Annotated in this window: 16 protein-coding genes and 1 pseudogene; 14 read left to right on the top strand and 3 right to left on the bottom strand. The window is 40.4% G+C overall.

Features of this window, described 5'->3' with window-relative positions:
* The first annotated feature begins 278 nt into the window (after positions 1-278).
* From BVH04_RS13465 to BVH04_RS13485, 5 genes are all read left to right on the top strand, one after another.
* The gene (locus BVH04_RS13465; RefSeq protein WP_086541996.1) at positions 279-1,385 is read left to right on the top strand and encodes an alanine racemase; all 1,107 of its coding nucleotides are present in this window, start codon (positions 279-281) and stop codon (positions 1,383-1,385) included.
* Positions 1,386-1,589: 204 nt separating this feature from the next.
* Complete coding sequence (gene nudK, locus BVH04_RS13470) at positions 1,590-2,168, top strand: GDP-mannose pyrophosphatase NudK (protein WP_086541997.1); 579 nt, start codon at positions 1,590-1,592, stop codon at positions 2,166-2,168.
* A 388-nt stretch (positions 2,169-2,556) separates the two neighbouring features.
* Positions 2,557-3,051: an SRPBCC family protein gene (locus tag BVH04_RS13475; protein WP_086541998.1), complete on the top strand. Its 495-nt coding sequence runs from the start codon at positions 2,557-2,559 to the stop codon at positions 3,049-3,051.
* Positions 3,052-3,107: 56 nt separating this feature from the next.
* Positions 3,108-3,785: a DUF2306 domain-containing protein gene (locus tag BVH04_RS13480; protein WP_086541999.1), complete on the top strand. Its 678-nt coding sequence runs from the start codon at positions 3,108-3,110 to the stop codon at positions 3,783-3,785.
* Positions 3,786-3,790: 5 nt separating this feature from the next.
* Complete coding sequence (locus tag BVH04_RS13485) at positions 3,791-4,744, top strand: magnesium transporter CorA family protein (RefSeq protein ID WP_086542081.1); 954 nt, start codon at positions 3,791-3,793, stop codon at positions 4,742-4,744.
* Positions 4,745-4,992: 248 nt separating this feature from the next.
* Here the strand turns inward: BVH04_RS13485 and BVH04_RS13490 are convergent, their stop codons facing one another.
* The gene (locus BVH04_RS13490; RefSeq protein ID WP_086542000.1) at positions 4,993-5,580 is read right to left on the bottom strand and encodes a copper resistance CopC family protein; all 588 of its coding nucleotides are present in this window, start codon (positions 5,578-5,580) and stop codon (positions 4,993-4,995) included.
* Positions 5,581-6,233: 653 nt separating this feature from the next.
* Between BVH04_RS13490 and BVH04_RS26135 the strand changes: the two genes are divergently transcribed.
* The 8 genes and pseudogenes from BVH04_RS26135 to BVH04_RS13525 all read left to right on the top strand — a co-directional run bounded on the left by BVH04_RS26135 (position 6,234) and on the right by BVH04_RS13525 (position 14,666).
* Positions 6,234-6,719 (top strand): hypothetical protein, encoded by a 486-nt coding sequence (locus BVH04_RS26135; RefSeq protein WP_240510926.1) that lies wholly within the window; start codon positions 6,234-6,236, stop codon positions 6,717-6,719.
* Between the two features lie 15 nt (positions 6,720-6,734).
* A pseudogene (locus tag BVH04_RS26140) lies at positions 6,735-7,394 on the top strand (alpha/beta hydrolase); the annotation flags it as partial.
* 341 nt (positions 7,395-7,735) lie between these two features.
* Positions 7,736-8,824, top strand: a complete 1,089-nt coding sequence (locus BVH04_RS13500; protein WP_086542001.1) for a hypothetical protein — start codon at positions 7,736-7,738, stop codon at positions 8,822-8,824.
* Between the two features lie 478 nt (positions 8,825-9,302).
* Positions 9,303-10,163: an ATP phosphoribosyltransferase gene (hisG, locus tag BVH04_RS13505; RefSeq protein ID WP_086542002.1), complete on the top strand. Its 861-nt coding sequence runs from the start codon at positions 9,303-9,305 to the stop codon at positions 10,161-10,163.
* 132 nt (positions 10,164-10,295) lie between these two features.
* Positions 10,296-11,591, top strand: a complete 1,296-nt coding sequence (gene hisD / locus BVH04_RS13510; RefSeq protein WP_086542003.1) for a histidinol dehydrogenase — start codon at positions 10,296-10,298, stop codon at positions 11,589-11,591.
* On the top strand, positions 11,588-12,655 hold the full coding sequence (hisC, locus tag BVH04_RS13515) for a histidinol-phosphate transaminase (protein WP_086542004.1): 1,068 nt from the start codon (positions 11,588-11,590) through the stop codon (positions 12,653-12,655). The genes hisD and hisC overlap by 4 nt, the downstream gene beginning before the upstream one ends.
* 3 nt (positions 12,656-12,658) lie before the next feature.
* Positions 12,659-13,756 carry a bifunctional histidinol-phosphatase/imidazoleglycerol-phosphate dehydratase HisB gene (hisB, locus tag BVH04_RS13520; RefSeq protein ID WP_086542005.1) on the top strand — a complete coding sequence of 366 codons (1,098 nt, stop codon included), beginning with the start codon at positions 12,659-12,661 and terminating at the stop codon, positions 13,754-13,756.
* Positions 13,757-13,865: 109 nt separating this feature from the next.
* A complete protein-coding gene (locus BVH04_RS13525) occupies positions 13,866-14,666 on the top strand; it encodes a tetratricopeptide repeat protein (RefSeq protein WP_086542006.1) in 801 nt (266 codons plus the stop codon).
* Here BVH04_RS13525 and BVH04_RS13530 read toward each other — a convergent pair.
* Positions 14,663-15,541, bottom strand: coding sequence for an ATP-grasp domain-containing protein (locus tag BVH04_RS13530; protein WP_086542007.1), 879 nt, complete (start codon positions 15,539-15,541; stop codon positions 14,663-14,665). The genes BVH04_RS13525 and BVH04_RS13530 overlap by 4 nt on opposite strands.
* Before the next feature lie 98 nt (positions 15,542-15,639).
* Here BVH04_RS13530 and BVH04_RS13535 point away from each other — a divergent pair, with 98 nt between their 5' ends.
* Positions 15,640-16,395 carry a polyprenol monophosphomannose synthase gene (locus tag BVH04_RS13535; RefSeq protein WP_086542008.1) on the top strand — a complete coding sequence of 252 codons (756 nt, stop codon included), beginning with the start codon at positions 15,640-15,642 and terminating at the stop codon, positions 16,393-16,395.
* On the opposite strand, the gene BVH04_RS13540 is transcribed toward BVH04_RS13535, so the two are convergent.
* Positions 16,370-17,587, bottom strand: a complete 1,218-nt coding sequence (locus tag BVH04_RS13540) for an ABC transporter permease (RefSeq protein ID WP_086542009.1) — start codon at positions 17,585-17,587, stop codon at positions 16,370-16,372. The two genes, BVH04_RS13535 and BVH04_RS13540, sit on opposite strands and share 26 nt — an antisense overlap.
* Positions 17,588-17,592: the final 5 nt, after the last annotated feature.

The following is a 17,592-nucleotide window of genomic DNA, read 5'->3' on the forward strand; positions in this document are numbered from 1 at the left end:
AAAGACGCCTTTAATGAAAACATTTCTCGCAACGGCGCGGCGGCGCAACTTTTTTTTACTTTGAGTTTTTCGAAACCTAGAAAGCTTTACACGGACAAGATTAATGAAGGATTGGTTCTCTCATAACGGCGCAAAGGCGCAATTTTCACTACTTTACAACTCAAAGATACTTGGCTTTATAAATCAGCTCAACTCTGCGGGAATGCCGTAAATCGTATTTCTTACATGGTAAATCTTTCTTACTTTCAATAAAATTTTTAATAACTCAATAATCACTCATGAGCTACCTCGATCAAATAACCTCCCCTACGCTACTTCTAGACGAAAAAATCTGCCGAGCCAATATCAAACGTATGGCTGATAAGGCTGCCCGACACGACATGAAACTGGTTCCCCACTTCAAAACTGCTCAATCGCACCAAATCGGTGACTGGGCAAAAGAATATAACATCACTGAAGTGACAGTCTCTTCCATCAAAATGGCAGAATATCTTTCGGGTCAAGGTTGGGTAAATATCCACATCGCATTTCCTTTCAATCCCCTTGAAATCCCCAAACTCAATAAAATTGCTGCAAAACAATCAATATCTGTGCAGTTGATCAATGCAGAAACTACTCAAATGCTAGCGGATCAATTAGAGAGTTCAGTTGGTTTTTTTATTGAAATCGACGCGGGCTACGGCCGAACTGGAGTGGAAGTAACTGATTTCGGTTTGATTGAGGAGATCATGCTGATTGCCAAAAAGTCGGATAAGCTGAAGTTCAAAGGCTTTTACCTACATCCTGGACACACATATTACATGCCTGATATCCCTGCTATTTACGAGCAGTCCAGAAATGCACTGGGAATGCTCAAAAACAAATACAGCACCGAGTTTCCAAATTTAGTGTCCAGAATCGGTGATACACCCGGATGTGCAGTGATGGAGGATTTTGAGGATATAGACGAAATGGGTCCTGGTAATTTTGTGTTCTATGACCTGATGCAAGCTGAATTGGGTGGATGTGAGAAAAGAGACATCGCAGTTTGCCTTGCAGTTCCTGTAGTAGATATCAAAAAGAACCGCAAAGAAATCCTAGTCCACGGCGGTGGAGTTCATCTTGCCAAGGATGTTTTGGTAGGAGAAAATGGGTTGAAGAACTTTGGCGAAGTCGTTTATCTAAATGAAAATGGCTGGACGATTCCTGAAAAAAAATCCTTCTTGAAAAGCATTTCCCAAGAGCATGGAATTATCAAGGCTTCGGACGAATTGTTGGCCAAAGTAAAAGTTGGAGATCTTTTGGGAATACTTCCTGTTCATTCTTGCATGACGGCAGATGCTATGGGGGAATACATTACGCTGGATGGTAAGAAAGTTGATCATGCGGAAGGAGCCCGAGTATAAAAAATAATCCATTGGATCAATTTAGTCCGGAGCCAGCATGCGGGGCGGAAATAGTAAAATTTGCAAGATTTGCAAGAAGTAAGTAGTGAAAAGTAAAAGGGTAAACAGTACAAACTATCTACTACACATTATATTTAGAATTTTAAAAACCAATCAAATCCATAGCCAAATCTCTAGGTTTATTTTCAACTACTAGCTATACCCATGTTCAAAGACGTCAACATTTTAAAAACCGAAGTGCTATCCGATAATTGGTACACACTTCGGAAAATCACTTTTGAATACAAAAAGAAAAACGGTGAGGTCATCACCCAAACCCGAGAAGCATACGACCGGGGAAATGGTGCGACCATTCTTTTGTATAACCAGGAAAAGAAAACTGTCATTCTTACGCGTCAGTTTAGACTGCCCACCTACACGAATGGCAATCAATCAGGCATGATGATCGAAGCCTGCGCAGGCCTTTTGGATAAGGACAATGCCGAGGATTGCATTCGCAGAGAAACTGAAGAAGAAACTGGCTACGTGGTCAAGGATGTAAAAAAAATCTTTGAAGCCTATATGTCTCCAGGTTCAGTCACGGAAATTCTCTATTTCTTTATTGCGGCCTATTCCAAAGATATGAAAGTAAGCGAAGGTGGTGGCGTAGATCATGAGGAGGAAAACATAGAAGTACTGGAAATGCTTTTTGATGATGCGCTAGAGATGGTGAACAATGGCGAGATCAAAGATGCCAAAACGATTATGTTGCTTCAATATTTGAGGTTGCAGGGAATTCTTTAAAATCTAGCTCATTGCTGATTTTAAAAGTCACAAATCTTATCTTACACTACGGAAACGATCATAATAACAGTAATTGAGAAGATTCATGGAAAAGTATAATCTCTCCTCCAGCAATTTGACAAAGAAGATCCGTAGGTATTTACAAAAGATAATGATTTCGCTTTTTCTGGCTCAGAATTGAAAGTTGAGTATCAAAAATTACACTCAGGGAAAGTAAAAACTTATTCTTTAGAAGGAGCGGACGAGATTTTAGAAGAAACTATCAAACGCTATGAAAATTGAGTTTCAACTATATTAAAGTCAAATCACCCTAGCCTCCTTAAAGGTGGAATAGCACAATTTAAACATCAACTATTTTTCCCAAGTAAGAACCTTAATATCAACGCTAATGCCAGCCGAACTCGAAATCACCCACTACTTTACAAATTCAAAAAAGGAAGTTTACGATGCTTTTACCACGTCCGAAAGCCTCCAAAAATGGTGGGGTCCAGTGGGACACGAAATGCAAGTAAAAACCTTCGAATTTCATCCAGAAGGAATTTTTCACTTTGTGCTTAGAGATAAGGAAAACAATGCAATGTGGGCAAAATGGGTATTTAAAGAAATCAAAGAATCCTCCAAACTTCAATTTATCAATTGCTTTTCCAATGAAGCCGGCGAAACTGTCAAAGCTCCTGAAGTACCATTTGGTGCGGACTGGCCTATGGAAATGATTGTAGATCTGGAATTTTACGTAGAGGAAGGCAAAGCCAGAATAGATATGGTTTCCTTTCCTCACAATGCCTCTGATACTTCAAAGAAAGTGTTCGCTGATAATATTGGAAATATGGAACAGGGATTTGGTGGAACTTTTGACCAGTTGGAGAAATATCTTTCGAAGTAGTTTCTAATGTCAAGATTCACTCATCAAAACGCCCAATGATCTAAAATCTAGTATCTATGAAACCTGTCTTAAGAAAGATCAGCTGGTGGATAGTTGGAATTCTTGGTACCCTCATTGGCTTGTATCCTGTTCTGTATTTTTTTGTAGACAGAAATTTCGGCTTACTCCAATCCAAATCTGCAGACCTACTCATTTCCAATCTCTGGAATGCTGGATTTTACACCCACATTATCCTTGGGGGATTCGCACTGCTGATTGGCTGGGTTCAATTCCCCAAGGCCTTTCGGGATAGAAACAGAAAGCTTCATAAGAGAATCGGAATGGCATACGTCACAGCTGCATTCTTCAGTAGTCTGGCAGGGATTTATATTGGACTCTATGCTACAGGTGGAACGGTCAGTATAATTGGATTTATATCTTTGGGAATTATCTGGTTACTCACCTCCATGATGGGATGGTTTACTGCCAAAAAGCATAATTACGACGCACATGAGGACTGGATGATCTTTAGCTATGCGGCTTGTTTTGCAGCGGTGACGCTCAGAATCTGGCTTCCTATCTTAATCATTATTCATCAAGGCGACTTTGAACCTGCTTATCGAATCGTCGCTTGGCTTTGCTGGGTTCCAAATATGTTGGTGGCATATTGGATTGTGAGAAGAAGGAAGGATGAAAGGAATTTAAAATTTAAAATGGAGAATAATACTACGGTAAATGATACTTACTTAAAATGAACCCAATGATCGAAATTCTCCTAAAAAATAAAAAGTCCTTTAAAGCTCAACGTGTGAGTGAACTGACGGTTTCAGAACTTGACTTTCATGTCATGCAGTTTATGGATTATACCAATTCTGAGTTGAGCTGGCTGGAGGAGAATTATGGGCTGGATTTCACCATAATGAAGCATTTTGAGGATATAGAAATCAGTTCACACTTTTTGGAAAATGAAAATCAAGCAGCATTTCACTTCTCCATCCCGTATTACAACACTGAGAGAACGATGGTTGAAGAGCCCTTGTTCATTATAATCACCGAAGTGGGGCTTTTCCTTTTTACCAGTTTAAATCTTGATGCGTATTTCAATGAGAAGTATCCAGCCAAAATAAATTCCTTGCAGCGGATCCCAGATTTGCAGGGTATTTTCAAATTTCAGTTTGAGTTTGTCTCTGACTATTTCGCAGATATCACGGAAAGCCTGAGTAGAAAAGTCAAACTGCTCGCTAACGACATTCTGATAGAAAAGGAATTTTCCAGCAATGTCATGGATATCATCACACGATATAATTTCAACAACTTACTTATCAAAGAATCACTGCTTGAGACAACACGGGTTTTGAGATTATATATCAAGAGTAACTGGGAACAAAAAGCGGAGTTAAAGGAAAGTATAAGAACTGAGCTGAATGACCTGACCGTAATTTCCGATTACATCGAGTTCAATTTTGACCGTTTAGACGATTTAAGAGAGAACGTTTCGAATAAGATTGACTTGGAACAAAATCACATTTTTAAGATGCTCACGGTAGTTACCGTCTGTATTTCTCTTCCTACACTCATTGCCGGCGTTTATGGGATGAACTTTGAAACGATGCCGGAACTTAAATTCGCTTTTGGATATCCGATCGTATTGATTGCTATGATTTGCTCGGCAATCTTGCCCTTCATTTACTTCAAGAGAAAAAAGTGGCTGTAGTTTAAAAAACCTTTCAATTATCGCAGATCTTCGCTGACAAACTTGCTAATACACGTAGGTCTTTTCAAGATCAGCCTTCATACGGGTCACAATATTTGGGGAAATCCTAGAGAAACCAGGCGGTATCCAAATAAACTATATAATTGAGACCTCTGCGAAAATCTTTGTGTCCATTGCGGTTAAAATAATTCACCCAAAAAAAGCCCTGATTCGGAAATCAGGGCTTGTGGTAATAGTTGGCTTAATCCTTACAAGAACAATGTTTTTCTTCTTCCTTTTACATCTTTTACTTCCATGTAGATATCTGTAGCTTTCAAACCGTTGAATGAAAAGTTCTTGATGAATCCTTCGGCTTGGTTGATTTTCTCTTCATAAATAAGCTTGCCGCTTTCTGAAGAATAAACTTTCACATCTACTCCTGGCTCAAGCAAGCCCACAACTGCCAGTCTCACGGTATTGTCATCCAATACTTTACCATAAGCCATCAAAGGCAAATCATTTGAAGAAATAGGTTGCTCTTTAGTTTCTACAGTGTAGACAATTTCTTCATTATTGGTTACAATTTTCACTTGATACTCACCCGCTGGTAAATTTTTCAAGTCATAAGGAACCAGCAAATTCTCATCTTTCACGCGTACGTTTCTGCTATTAAGGCTTTTTCCATCTGCATCCAAAATAGAAATTTTAGCGTTGCCAAGACCTTCGTTGAGCGTGACACTGATTTTTTTGTAGTTTGAATTGACAGAGGAAAGTGCTCTCAGATCTTCACTTGCGTTTGCTACCAATGAGCTAAAAGATAATGCGCTTGCTAATGCTACTGTGAATAAGGTTTTCATAATATTTGGTTTAGTATTGTGCTTTCCCTAATGCTAAGCGCATACCAATCCAAAAACAATCTTTGCTGGAAGACTGATAATTTTTCACTTCTTTAAATTTTTAAGAAGAATTCAGAATTAAATTTTGAAAGGATCACGATTTTTTAACAAAACCTGTACAATAAGTGATCACATCCCCGACCGAGTGCATTGCTATCGTACACTTTTTAGGTATTTCAATGTTTATGATGTCGCGCCAAACATTGCCTGTTAAGGGAAATTAATTTTGAAAAAATTTAAAAACCGTGAAGTTGATTTTTATCCCAATTAATCTCCTGTACGCTTCCGAACACACTTCGTTCGATAGTATTCAACTAACCGATCAATTTTTGTAAAATCACCATAACATCCTTTGATTTTCTGAACTTAAGCTGAATAATGAAGAACAAACCTTCATTCATCATATATTCTAATCGCAAAACAATACAGAGAGTTGACTGATCCTTCTTTGGAAATCCCCAAGTTTTTATTGTAATTTTCAATAGGACACAATAGAAGATTTGGAAAATCAAATACCTACTAGTAATCCTACTAGTAAATCCTGAAAAAAAACTGGAGCGTGCTTATGACTCCGTATGCTCCTCAGGATTTCGAATAACCTTAAACCAATCATTATGAACCTTACTAATCTAAAAGCCTGGACTCTGGCTTTACTATTACTTGATACTGGCACAATCGCTCTGGCTCAGGAGAGGAGTGCCATGCAGGCTCCAAAAGTGGTCTCTCCGGAAATCGCTTCTGACAACTCAGTCACTTTTCGTGTATTATCCACTGACGCAAATGCTGTCACTGTAAACGGTAGCTGGATGGCAAATGGAGAAAGCCTTCCATTAAAAAAAGATGAACGGGGCGTTTGGTCTGTATCAACAGCTCCACTGGCATCATCCATGTACCACTACAATTTCCTTGTCGACGGGGTAGCAGCCATTGACCCTACCAATCCTCATGCACTTCGGGATGGAGTTCGCTATGCCAGCATGCTTATCATTCCGGGAGAGGGAGCAGAACTATTTGAATTGAATGAGACTCCTCATGGATCAATTTCCAAAGTTTGGTACCAGTCGCCCTCCTTGGATATATACAGAAGAATGTATGTGTAAACCCCTCCAGGATATGATTCCAGCAATGAGAACTATCCAGTATTGTATTTACTTCATGGAGCAGGAGGAGATGAAGATGCTTGGTCATCTCTAGGCCGTGCAAATTATATCTTGGATAATTTGATAGCCGAAGGCAAAGCAAAACCAATGCTTGTCGTCATGACCAATGGAAATGCTTGGCAAACTAGCACGCTAAGAAATGTTTCAGAAGTGGGACAAATGACGAGAGAAAGTCGAGCGCAGTTCCAAGGCAAGTTCGAAAAAAGTCTCGTAGAAGATGTGGTGCCTTATATTGAGAAGAATTACCGTGTAAAAGATGCCAAAGAAAGTCGAGCACTTGCAGGACTATCAATGGGCGGCGCACATACGATCACGGCTTCTATTGAATATCCTGGAACATTTGGCTATATCGGAGTTTTCAGCAGCGGGATTTTCGATGCCAACGCCGATAGGATTGAGCTGGAGAAAAAATTCACAGCTTTGAAAGAAAGCGGAGTAACTACCTATTGGGTTGGCTGCGGTAAAGATGATTTTCTGATGGAAGCAAACAAAAGACTGTTGTCCGTGTTAAACAAAGCAGGTTTTGAACACGAGTATCACGAAAGTGAAGGTGGACATACATGGGCGAACTGGAGGGATTATCTCGCAATTTTTACACCGCAGCTTTTCAAATAAATCAAATGTCAACCATATAATTGAAGCGTAGTCAAAAGCTGCGCTTCTTTTTTTGAATGCCTAATATATACAGTCCGCAAAGTAGTTCGGCAATCCTGTCCTGCGCTATTCGCCTCACTAAATAAGGTTATCGAGGAGAAACCAATCATTAATTTATTCTTCCAGGAAAAGGAGCTGAAATCTGCAAATATCCCATTCTGCTTGGACTAGGTACTTATATAATGATCGCGATTTAAAAAAGGCCAAAGACCTCCATTTTCGTATAGCAGATGATTATTTTTGTTTATAGATAGACTGCACACGTGTGAAAACCCTTTTCGCCTTACTACGTTTTCCAAATCATGAAAATCTTGCTCTTGGTTATTATCGGTCTTTCCCTTTCTGTGGGTATTTCCATAGGTCAAGATTTGACATTGAAGCTTAACCCAGTCGGAAAATCTGCCCAAGAAAAAAATTACCTATTCGATAAAGTCATAGATTCCCGTGTGCAACAATCTATTGGACAGGTCTATGATTCCCAGCGAAATAAACACCCTGCTAACTTCGGAGGAAAATTAGCTCAACAAGCCCTGGCCTTTTACAATGCCAGAATAATTACCACCCAAAATCCTTCTTATAAGCTTCAGGTGAAAGTTTACAATCTGGACCTCAAGGAAGCTTATCAACCTGATCTCAGAGGATATAAAGGTGAGATCCAACTGAGCCTCGGTTTCTTTCTACTTGGAGAAAATGAGGCAGTTCATTTAGTTGACTTCAATAGCAAGGCTAAATATGGAAGACCTGCAAACCAAATGAATAATGTAGAAACCTCAATACAAAGATTATTTGAAAATAGCTGGGAATATTTCGATGCTTGGCTTAGCACTCAATATCAAAGCAACAGATCACTGGCGAAGAAAGTCCGTCTGAATATTCTCGACCCAAAAAGACCAAGCAGTAAAGACACCGTATTTTATGATCGTGAAAGACCTTTGACTTGGGATGATTTTACCGACTCCCCCAATCGAATAAGTTCATACAATGCTACAATTTTCAGTAGTCTATCCATCGAAGGAAATGCATCAATTGAAGCTGGAGAAATCGTGCAAACCATTGAAGTAAAAGTATATATGCTTCCTGGCCAATCTTGGGTTAAAGATGCTGATGACTATGCTAATAATCATGAGCAGCGGCATTTTGACCTTACCAGAATTGCCGCTAATCGGATGATCGAAAGACTCAATAGTATGGAATTAGAACCAAATCTATTCGAGGCAAAGCTCAACGATGTCTATCTGGATGCTTACAGGGAGATGAATCTGTTGCAGGAAGTATACGATAGCCAAACCAAAAATGGAATAAATAAGGAGAAACAGTCTAACTGGAACAAAGCTATCAGCAAGGCTTTAAGCGGTGATATGGATAGTCTGGAGAAACTCTTAGATCAATAAATCATCCTGATTAGGTGTGATAAGTCCCAGTTTACAGGCTCAGAAGTACCCATTGGCACGAGTCTTCATACTTGTGATTTGGCTTACTTACAGTTTTCAAACTGCTCTTGTAAAATTCTCCAACAGTTATTGAGCAGTCTGAACACTTCACTGAATGGAGACCAAGTCTGAAGAACTTGAACTAACTAAGAGCTGCGACCTTTGCGAAACCTTCGTATTCTTTTGGTTAAAAAAGACTTTCAAAATAACACCTCTCAATTTGCATTTTCTCCATCGAACCCTATCTTTGCCAACGATAATGGAAAACAGCAATAGAAATATTGATTTTTTAGCAACAGCACATCAAGGCAACTTGATGCATCATTTCCATCATTCCTCCTGAGGAATATTTTTACACACCCGGTGAAGCCGATGATAGGGATTCCGCTTTTCGCCAACATTTACTATATCATTTTATTTCTTAGCGTAACTTGCCAACATGGAAAAAATAATCCGTATTGCCGTGCAGAAAAGCGGCAGACTATCTGACGACTCTCTCAGCCTCATCAAAGAATGTGGCATCAAGTTTTATAATGGAACGGGCAAACTCAAGTCCACTTCCACCAATTTCCCAATTGAATTCCTATTTCTCCGCGATGACGATATCCCTGGCTATGTAGCCGATGGAGTCGCTGATCTTGGGATTGTCGGTCTAAATGAAGTCGTAGAGAAAGACAAGAATGTCACTACTATGAAGGCTCTTGGTTTTTCCAAATGCAGACTTTCTCTAGCGATAGCAAAAGGTCAGGAATATAATGGAGTGGAGTTTTTCGAAGGAAAAAACATCGCCACCTCCTACCCTAAAATTCTTGGTGATTATCTCAAAAGCCAAAATATCAATGCCGATATCCACGAAATCTCTGGTTCCGTAGAGATCGCACCAAGCATTGGTCTGGCAGAAGGAATCTGTGATATCGTAAGCTCTGGCTCTACCTTGATGATGAATGGCTTGAAGGAAGTAGAAGAAATCTTCAAATCCGAAGCTGTTTTGATCGCCCATAATAATCTGCCCGATTGGAAAAAGGAAATTGCAGAAAAGCTTCTCTTTAGAATCAATGCCGTTCAGAAAGGGAAAAGCAGCAAGTACGTCTTGCTCAATGCGCCAAATCATTCCATTGAGAAAATCACCAGCTTGATTCCCGGAATGCGTAGCCCTACTATTCTGCCACTTGCTCAAGAAGGTTGGTCATCCGTTCACTCAGTACTGAACGAGGATCAATTCTGGGAAAATATCGAGGAACTCAGAGCTGCCGGAGCAGAAGGCATCTTGGTCGTTCCTATAGAAAAGATGATTCTTTAATCCTGCATAATTATTTGCACAACTCAAGACCAGAAATCAAATGAAATCGAGCTTGACTAAACCGTTACACAGAGGGATGATTATTTTCCATGCGAGATACAATGTGTCCTATCGAAATCAAATTACATACACATGAAAGTCCTGGACAATCCTAGTAAGGAAACTTGGAAAAAGCAGTTGGCTCGGCCAACATTTAAAACCAAGCAGATAAATAAGATCGTTAAGCCAATCCTGCGGAAAGTGAAAAGAAACGGCGACAAAGCCCTTTTCAAATTCGCAATGGAATACGATCACGTTGAATTGGAGTCACTTTTTCCATCGGAAGTAGAAATCCAATCAGCAGCAGCTGCTATTTCTCCAGCCTTGAAAGAAGCTATTAATGTTGCCAAGGCAAATATTGAGCGCTTCCACATGGCTCAGGCCACTCCTGAGTTGGTAGATGAAGTAATGCCAGGAGTGGTTTGCAGTAGGAAAAGCATCCCAATCCAAAAGGTTGGCTTATACATTCCTGGAGGTACGGCTCCGCTTTTCAGCACCGTATTAATGCTTGGAATTCCCGCTGTATTGGCTGGATGCAAAGAAATTGTGCTTTGCTCTCCTCCAAATAAAGAAGGGAAAATCCACCCGGCCATTCTTTATACTGCTGGATTGGTAGGCATCACCAAAATCGTAAAAGCCGGCGGAGCACAGGCTATTGCTGCTATGACTTTTGGAACTGAGAGCGTACCAAAAGTGGATAAGATCTTTGGCCCTGGAAACCAATTTGTGACAGCAGCAAAGCAGATCGCTACTAAATACGGAGTGGCCATTGACATGCCCGCAGGTCCTTCCGAAGTGTTGGTTTATGCGGATGATTCTGCCAATCCAGCTTTTGTAGCGGCAGATTTACTTTCTCAGGCAGAGCATGGCGTGGATAGCCAAGTCATTTTGGTGACAGACACAGAGAAATTTGCGCAGCGTGTAATCAAAGAGATCGATGAGCAGCTAGAAAAACTTCCACGAAAAGACATTGCGAAAAAAGCTCTTGCCAATTCAATAGCTGTACTAATGGACAGCGCTGAGGAAGCTATGGAATTGATTAACTTCTATGCACCTGAGCATCTGATCATCAGCGTGGTGGAAGAAGAGGCAGCTGTGAGTGCCGTTTACAATGCAGGATCGGTCTTCATAGGCAACTTCACGCCAGAATCAGCGGGTGACTATGCCTCAGGCACCAATCACACTTTGCCAACCTATGGCTACGCAAGAAATTACAGCGGTGTGTCGCTTGACAGCTTTGTGAAGAAAATAACCTATCAAAAAATCAGTCCTGAGGGATTGAAAAACTTAGGTCCGACCATAGAAATCATGGCAGAAAACGAACTGCTGGATGCACACAAAAATGCCGTTTCAATCAGACTCAAACATCTCAAAAAACAGAAGAAATGAAGTTTGACCTAACCCCATTACTTAGACCTCACATCGCAAACCTACAGCCATACACATCCGCCCGAGATGAATACACCGGCAAGGAAGGCATATTTCTGGATGCAAATGAAAATCCCTACGGTTCTGTTACCGATGAGGATCACAATCGCTATCCTGACCCCTATCAGCTTGATTTGAAGCAGGAAATTGCGAAGATCAAAGAAGTGAAATCCTCTCAAATATTCTTGGGAAATGGTTCTGATGAAGCAATTGACTTGCTTTTCAGAGCATTTTGCAATCCTGGAAAAGACAACGTGATCCTCCTGCCGCCTACCTATGGAATGTATGAGGTAAGCGCCGGCATCAATGATGTAGAAACCAGAAAAATTCCTTTGACTGCCGATTTCCAACTTCAGCCAGATCTGATTTTAAATGCGGTAGATGAAAACACAAAGATCATATTTGTCTGCTCGCCAAATAACCCAAGCGGAAATAAGGTAAATCGTGAGGATATTCTAAAACTGCTTCGGGAATTCAATGGCCTGGTGGTCGTGGATGAAGCATATATTGATTTTAGTGATGAGCCAAGCTTTACCACTCTTTTGAGTGAATATGGTAATCTTCTGGTCATGCAGACATTTTCAAAAGCTTGGGGACTTGCTTCTCTTAGACTTGGGATGGCTTTTGCCAGCAAGAAAATGATTAAGATTCTGAACCGAATCAAACCTCCTTATAATATTTCTGGACTGACTCAACAGACTGTTTTGGCAGCGATCAGGAATGTAGATAAAGTAAATGTGATGATCGCGGACATTCTCCAGGAACGTGAATACTTAAAGAAGGAAATGAGTCAGCTTGATTTTGTCGAGAAAATCCATCCTTCTCATGCGAATTTCCTTCTAGTGAAAATCCCAAATGCAGGCCATGTGTACGACGACCTGATCGAAGAAAAGATCATTGTGAGAAACAGATCCAAAGTTCAGCTTTGTGAAGAATGCCTTAGAATCTCTGTAGGAACTAGAGCTGAAAATGATGCATTTATTCAAGCCTTGAAAAAAATCTACACAGAAAGCTTTAACCAATAGTCCATGAAAAAGAGAGTACTTTTTATAGATCGAGATGGCACAATCATCAAAGAACCACCAACTGACTTTCAGGTAGATAGCTTAGAGAAGTTAGAGTTTTTGCCGAAGGCTATTTCCAATCTTAGAAAAATCGCCGAGGAGACTGATTTTGAGTTGGTGATGGTGACAAATCAGGATGGTTTGGGTACGGATTCTTTTCCCGAAAGCACCTTCTGGCCCGCACAATTCAAAATGCTCAAAACGCTGGAGCAGGAGAATATTTTCTTCAAGGAAATCCATGTGGATAAAACATTTGAAAGCGAAAATGCTCCTACCAGAAAACCAGAAACAGGTCTTCTTACAGCTTACTTTTCAGAAGAATATGACTTGGCAAATTCTTTTGTAATCGGAGATCGATTGACAGACGTGAAGCTTGCTGAGAATTTAGGAGCAAAAGCTATCTTTATTGGAGAACCTACTGAAAGTGCAGCATTGAGCACCAGAGATTGGGATGAGATTTACGTGTTTTTGAAAATGCCTCCCCGATCAGCAGAAGTAAGCCGTAAGACTTCAGAGACAGACATTTATATTAAGCTAAATCTGGACGGAAACGGGCATTGCGACATCAAAACAGGTTTGCATTTCTTCGACCACATGCTGGAGCAACTCGGCAAACATGGAAGTACGGATCTAGAAATCAAAGTAAATGGTGACTTGCACATAGACGAGCACCATACGATTGAGGATACAGCACTGGCTCTTGGAGAGGCTTATTTGAAGGCTTTGGGAGATAAAAAAGGCATCTATCGCTATGGTTTTCTTTTGCCTATGGATGATGTGTTGGCGCAGGTTGCGATAGATTTTGGTGGAAGACCTTGGATCGTCTGGGAGGCTGAATTCAAGCGGGAGAAAGTTGGTGATATGCCAACCGAGATGTTCTATCATTTCTTTAAGTCCTTCTCAGATACCGCTAAGTGTAACCTGAATATCAAAGCCGAAGGCGATAATGAGCATCATAAAATCGAAGCAATGTTCAAAGCATTGGCAAGAGCTATAAAAATGGCTGTAATGCGTGATCCAAGAAACATTAATCAGCTTCCAAGTACCAAAGGAGTGCTTTAAGGCTCAGCAGATTAGGATCATTCTATACTTGAACATGGATTTATAAAAGGATTAGGAAAATTTCATAAGAAATATTTTTCCTAATCCTTATTTTTTTGTTCATTTAGTAATGAAACGACTTTTACGTATCCTGACTATACTTTTATTAGTATATACAAGTAGCTCTTGCTCAAGTAGCCTTCAAAACATAGAGCAGCTTTTCAATAACAATAAATACGATGATGCTATTGAAAACCTGAATCAATACCTCTTTTTCCACGTGACCGACGTGAAAGCGCTACATATGCGGGCGAGATGCTATGAAGAGATTGGAGAACTACAGAAATCAAAAGCCGATTACGAACGTATTATCTCCATAGACAATCAATATGCTCAGGCTTATGCAGGATTGGGAAAGTTATTGTTCGAAAAAAAGGACTACGATAATGCAGAATTGAGCCTTCTTCGTGCGGCAACACTTGATGCAACTGATTTCGACATCATTTATCTTCTAGGTCGCACTATGCTTATGACTGAGAAATTCCAAAAGGCAGAAGAATTCCTGAGACTAGCTAGTCAATTAAATCCTGACCATCCCAAAGTTTACTTTTATACAGGCATGGCTCTCGCGTATCAAGGAGATGCATTGGGATGTGCTGCTTCATTCAATTCCTATGTCAAACGTGAACCAGACAACATTGTAGGGCGATATAACCGTGGATTTGCCTTAATGAATGCTGGATATTTAGAATGGGCCATGGAGGATTTTGATGCTGTACTAAAGAAAAACCCAAACCATATTGAAGCAATGGCGCACAAAGGAATTTGTATGACTGCCATGGGGGATTCTGAAGGATGTCAATTTATTCAAACCGCTGCCAACAAGGGTAGTGAATACGCTAAAGCACAACTGGAAATCTGTGGTGCTTAAGCCATACGGGTGGCGATTGCCTTCTTATAATTGGACAATGCTCCACTTGAAATATCAAGAAATAAGTAAGGTTCAATCATTTCCAATTCCATAAGATAGAATTGACCATCACACGCTACACCATCTACCCGTGCATAAAGTGTGTCTGCACCAAACTTATCCATCAAATTTTGACAGGAGTCAAGCATTTTCATTGAGGGTTGGATGTGTTTTATCGTTCCACCAAAGTAGTGCTGAACTCTAAAATCGTGATTTGCCGGGGTCTTGAGTACAGCATGGGAGAATTTGCCATTGAAAAAAATAAGAGAGTATTCGCCTACATCTTGCACTTCTTTGACAAAAGGCTGAACTAGATAGGCCTCGTCATCCACCAATGCTTGCACCTGAGACTCATAGTTGCCCCATTCCTTTTTATCAATTTTCAAGGTGTTTTTGGCACCTCCGCTTACTAATGGTTTAATCACTAGTACATCGGAAGAGATTTTAGCAAAAATATCTGAGGAGGAAACTTTCAATCCTTTTTTCAAAATATGTCCAGAAATAACTGGAAAACCCTTTGCCTCTATTTCTAATAAATATCGCTTGGATGAATTCCACTCTAGCGTATCCAAGCTATTTAGAACTGGAATTCCCAGTTTTCGCATTTCCCCTATCCAAACCTTAAACTCTTCATAATAGTCAAAATAGTCCCAGGTGGATTTGATAAGTAAACAGCTAAAGCTTGACCAATCTACCGCTGGGTCAGACCAGGCTACGATTTGATGTGAAATACTCAGCTCTTCCAGAATAGTAGAAAGTATTAGATTTTCATCAGTGGTATTTGTGTCGTAGGCTCCGGTAGAAAAGTAACTTACGACAGCGATATGTTGATTCATGCTTTTTTTTTTTTGCAAAGCTATACTTTAACCAAAATTTACATAGACCGTTCTTCTAAAATCGGTCTTTAAGGTTACTTTTGGCTTTTGATCAAAATATGAACCATCGAAAACTCGTCCTAATCCCTACTTTCAATGAGAAAGAAAACATCGTGGAGATGATCCATGCTGTGATGAATCTCTCAGGAGGGTTTGAGCTTTTGGTGATTGACGATGGAAGTCCAGATGGCACAGGAAATCTCGTAAAAAGCCAGCAAATAGCCTTTCCTGAGCGACTTCATTTGATAGAGCGAGTGGGCAAATTAGGCTTGGGAACAGCTTACATTACTGGCTTCAAATGGGCTTTGGCGAAAGATTATGACTTCATCTTCGAAATGGATGCAGATTTTTCCCACAATCCGAATGACCTTATCCGTCTTTATGAAGTTTGCGCTGATAGGAGTTTTGACTTGGCTATCGGTTCCCGTTACATTACTGGAGTAAATGTGGTGAACTGGCCGATGGGGAGGGTTTTGATGTCTTACTTCGCCAGCGTGTATGTAAAATTCATCACTGGTTTGCCTGTAAAAGACGCCACAGCTGGATTCAAATGTTACCACAAATCAGTACTTGCCGGGATCAAACTTGATGAGGTTCGATTTGTAGGTTATGCTTTTCAGATAGAGATGAAATTCACCACTTGGAAGCTGGGATTTAAGCTGGTGGAAGTACCGATTATCTTCACAGACCGAACCAAAGGGACTTCAAAAATGAGTCCCGGGATTTTTAAAGAAGCGGGGTTTGGGGTGATTTTAATGAAAATCAAAAGTATTTTCAATCCTTATCAGCCTAATCAAAACGGATTGACCGAATAGGATCTACCCTGGAAATCACCATGACAGGTATCCACAAAACAGCTGCCGTCAGCACAGTGATTCCTATATTTATCAGGATAAACGCAGGCCAGTTCCAATCAATCGGCACATAACTCATGTAATAACTCGCTGCATCAAGAGGAATCAGTTTGAATTGATCTTGCAAAAAGCCGATTCCCAGGCCTAGCGCATTTCCTATTACCATTCCACGCAGAAGAATATTGATTCCATTCCAGAAGAAGATTCTCCGGATTTGTTGATTCGTAGAACCAAGTGCTTTAAGCAAACCGATCATTTGAGTGCGCTCCATGATCAAAATAAAGAGTATCGCTCCCATATTGAAGATCGCCACAAAACCGATCAATCCTATGAATACATAGACATTATTATCCAAAAGCTTCAGCCAATCGAAGATCTCCAAGAACTTATCCTGGCTACTGATCAACTTCAGGTCATAATCCATAAGCTCCTCTATTTTTGGAGTATATGAATCTATTTTGTTAAAGTCATCTACAAAGATCTCCATTCCACCGATTTGATCTTTGGACCAATCATTCAGATTCCTGATAGTCTGTAATTCTCCTATGATGATCTTTTCGTCAAAGTTTTCCAGGTAGGTTTGAAATATCCCTACCACTTCCACTCTTCGGTATCTTGGTGGATCTTGCACAAAATAAAGCGTGATTTTATCGCCAACCTTAAGCAAAAGCTTATTTGCTATCAACTGGCTAAGCATGACTTCATTGCTAGTTCCTTCATCAGGAATCCGCAGCATTCTGCCATCAATCACATACTTGAGGAAGCCCAACGTGTCAAAATCCTGCCCCACACCTTTCATCAGCACCCCTTCCACTTCTTCATCGCCTTTGATTAATGCAGCTTTATGAGCAAAGGCCTGCACTTTTGTAATAAAAGGCAGAAGTTGGTGTGCTTGGTTAAATTGGGAGTTCAGAGAAAAGGGAGCCTCTTCAAAGGCATTGCTCATGGTGAAGCGTTGCACCTGATAATGTCCGGTAAAACCGTAAACTTTCTCCGAAACAGTACTCTGAAAACCACCCAAAACCATAAAGGAAACGAGCGACACGGCCAAGCCCAAGGCGAGACTTCCTACTGCGATTTTGTGTATGGTGGCCGAAAATCCCCCAGCTTTCTTAAAACTGATTCTTTTGGCGATGAAATAGGAAAGGTTCAAAGGAC

It is taken from the genome of Algoriphagus antarcticus, assembly GCF_002150685.1.
Taxonomy (GTDB): domain Bacteria; phylum Bacteroidota; class Bacteroidia; order Cytophagales; family Cyclobacteriaceae; genus Algoriphagus; species Algoriphagus antarcticus.

Bases quoted from the DNA above. Each gene is read 5' to 3' on its own strand.
- BVH04_RS13465 (WP_086541996.1), top strand. From the start codon at position 279: ATGAGCTACCTCGATCAAATAACCTCCCCTACGCTACTTCTAGACGAA.
- nudK (WP_086541997.1), top strand. From the start codon at position 1,590: ATGTTCAAAGACGTCAACATTTTAAAAACCGAAGTGCTATCCGATAAT.
- BVH04_RS13475 (WP_086541998.1), top strand. From the start codon at position 2,557: ATGCCAGCCGAACTCGAAATCACCCACTACTTTACAAATTCAAAAAAG.
- BVH04_RS13480 (WP_086541999.1), top strand. From the start codon at position 3,108: ATGAAACCTGTCTTAAGAAAGATCAGCTGGTGGATAGTTGGAATTCTT.
- BVH04_RS13485 (WP_086542081.1), top strand. From the start codon at position 3,791: ATGATCGAAATTCTCCTAAAAAATAAAAAGTCCTTTAAAGCTCAACGT.
- BVH04_RS13490 (WP_086542000.1), bottom strand. From the start codon at position 5,580: ATGAAAACCTTATTCACAGTAGCATTAGCAAGCGCATTATCTTTTAGC.
- BVH04_RS26135 (WP_240510926.1), top strand. From the start codon at position 6,234: ATGAACCTTACTAATCTAAAAGCCTGGACTCTGGCTTTACTATTACTT.
- BVH04_RS13500 (WP_086542001.1), top strand. From the start codon at position 7,736: ATGAAAATCTTGCTCTTGGTTATTATCGGTCTTTCCCTTTCTGTGGGT.
- hisG (WP_086542002.1), top strand. From the start codon at position 9,303: ATGGAAAAAATAATCCGTATTGCCGTGCAGAAAAGCGGCAGACTATCT.
- hisD (WP_086542003.1), top strand. From the start codon at position 10,296: ATGAAAGTCCTGGACAATCCTAGTAAGGAAACTTGGAAAAAGCAGTTG.
- hisC (WP_086542004.1), top strand. From the start codon at position 11,588: ATGAAGTTTGACCTAACCCCATTACTTAGACCTCACATCGCAAACCTA.
- hisB (WP_086542005.1), top strand. From the start codon at position 12,659: ATGAAAAAGAGAGTACTTTTTATAGATCGAGATGGCACAATCATCAAA.
- BVH04_RS13525 (WP_086542006.1), top strand. From the start codon at position 13,866: ATGAAACGACTTTTACGTATCCTGACTATACTTTTATTAGTATATACA.
- BVH04_RS13530 (WP_086542007.1), bottom strand. From the start codon at position 15,541: ATGAATCAACATATCGCTGTCGTAAGTTACTTTTCTACCGGAGCCTAC.
- BVH04_RS13535 (WP_086542008.1), top strand. From the start codon at position 15,640: ATGAACCATCGAAAACTCGTCCTAATCCCTACTTTCAATGAGAAAGAA.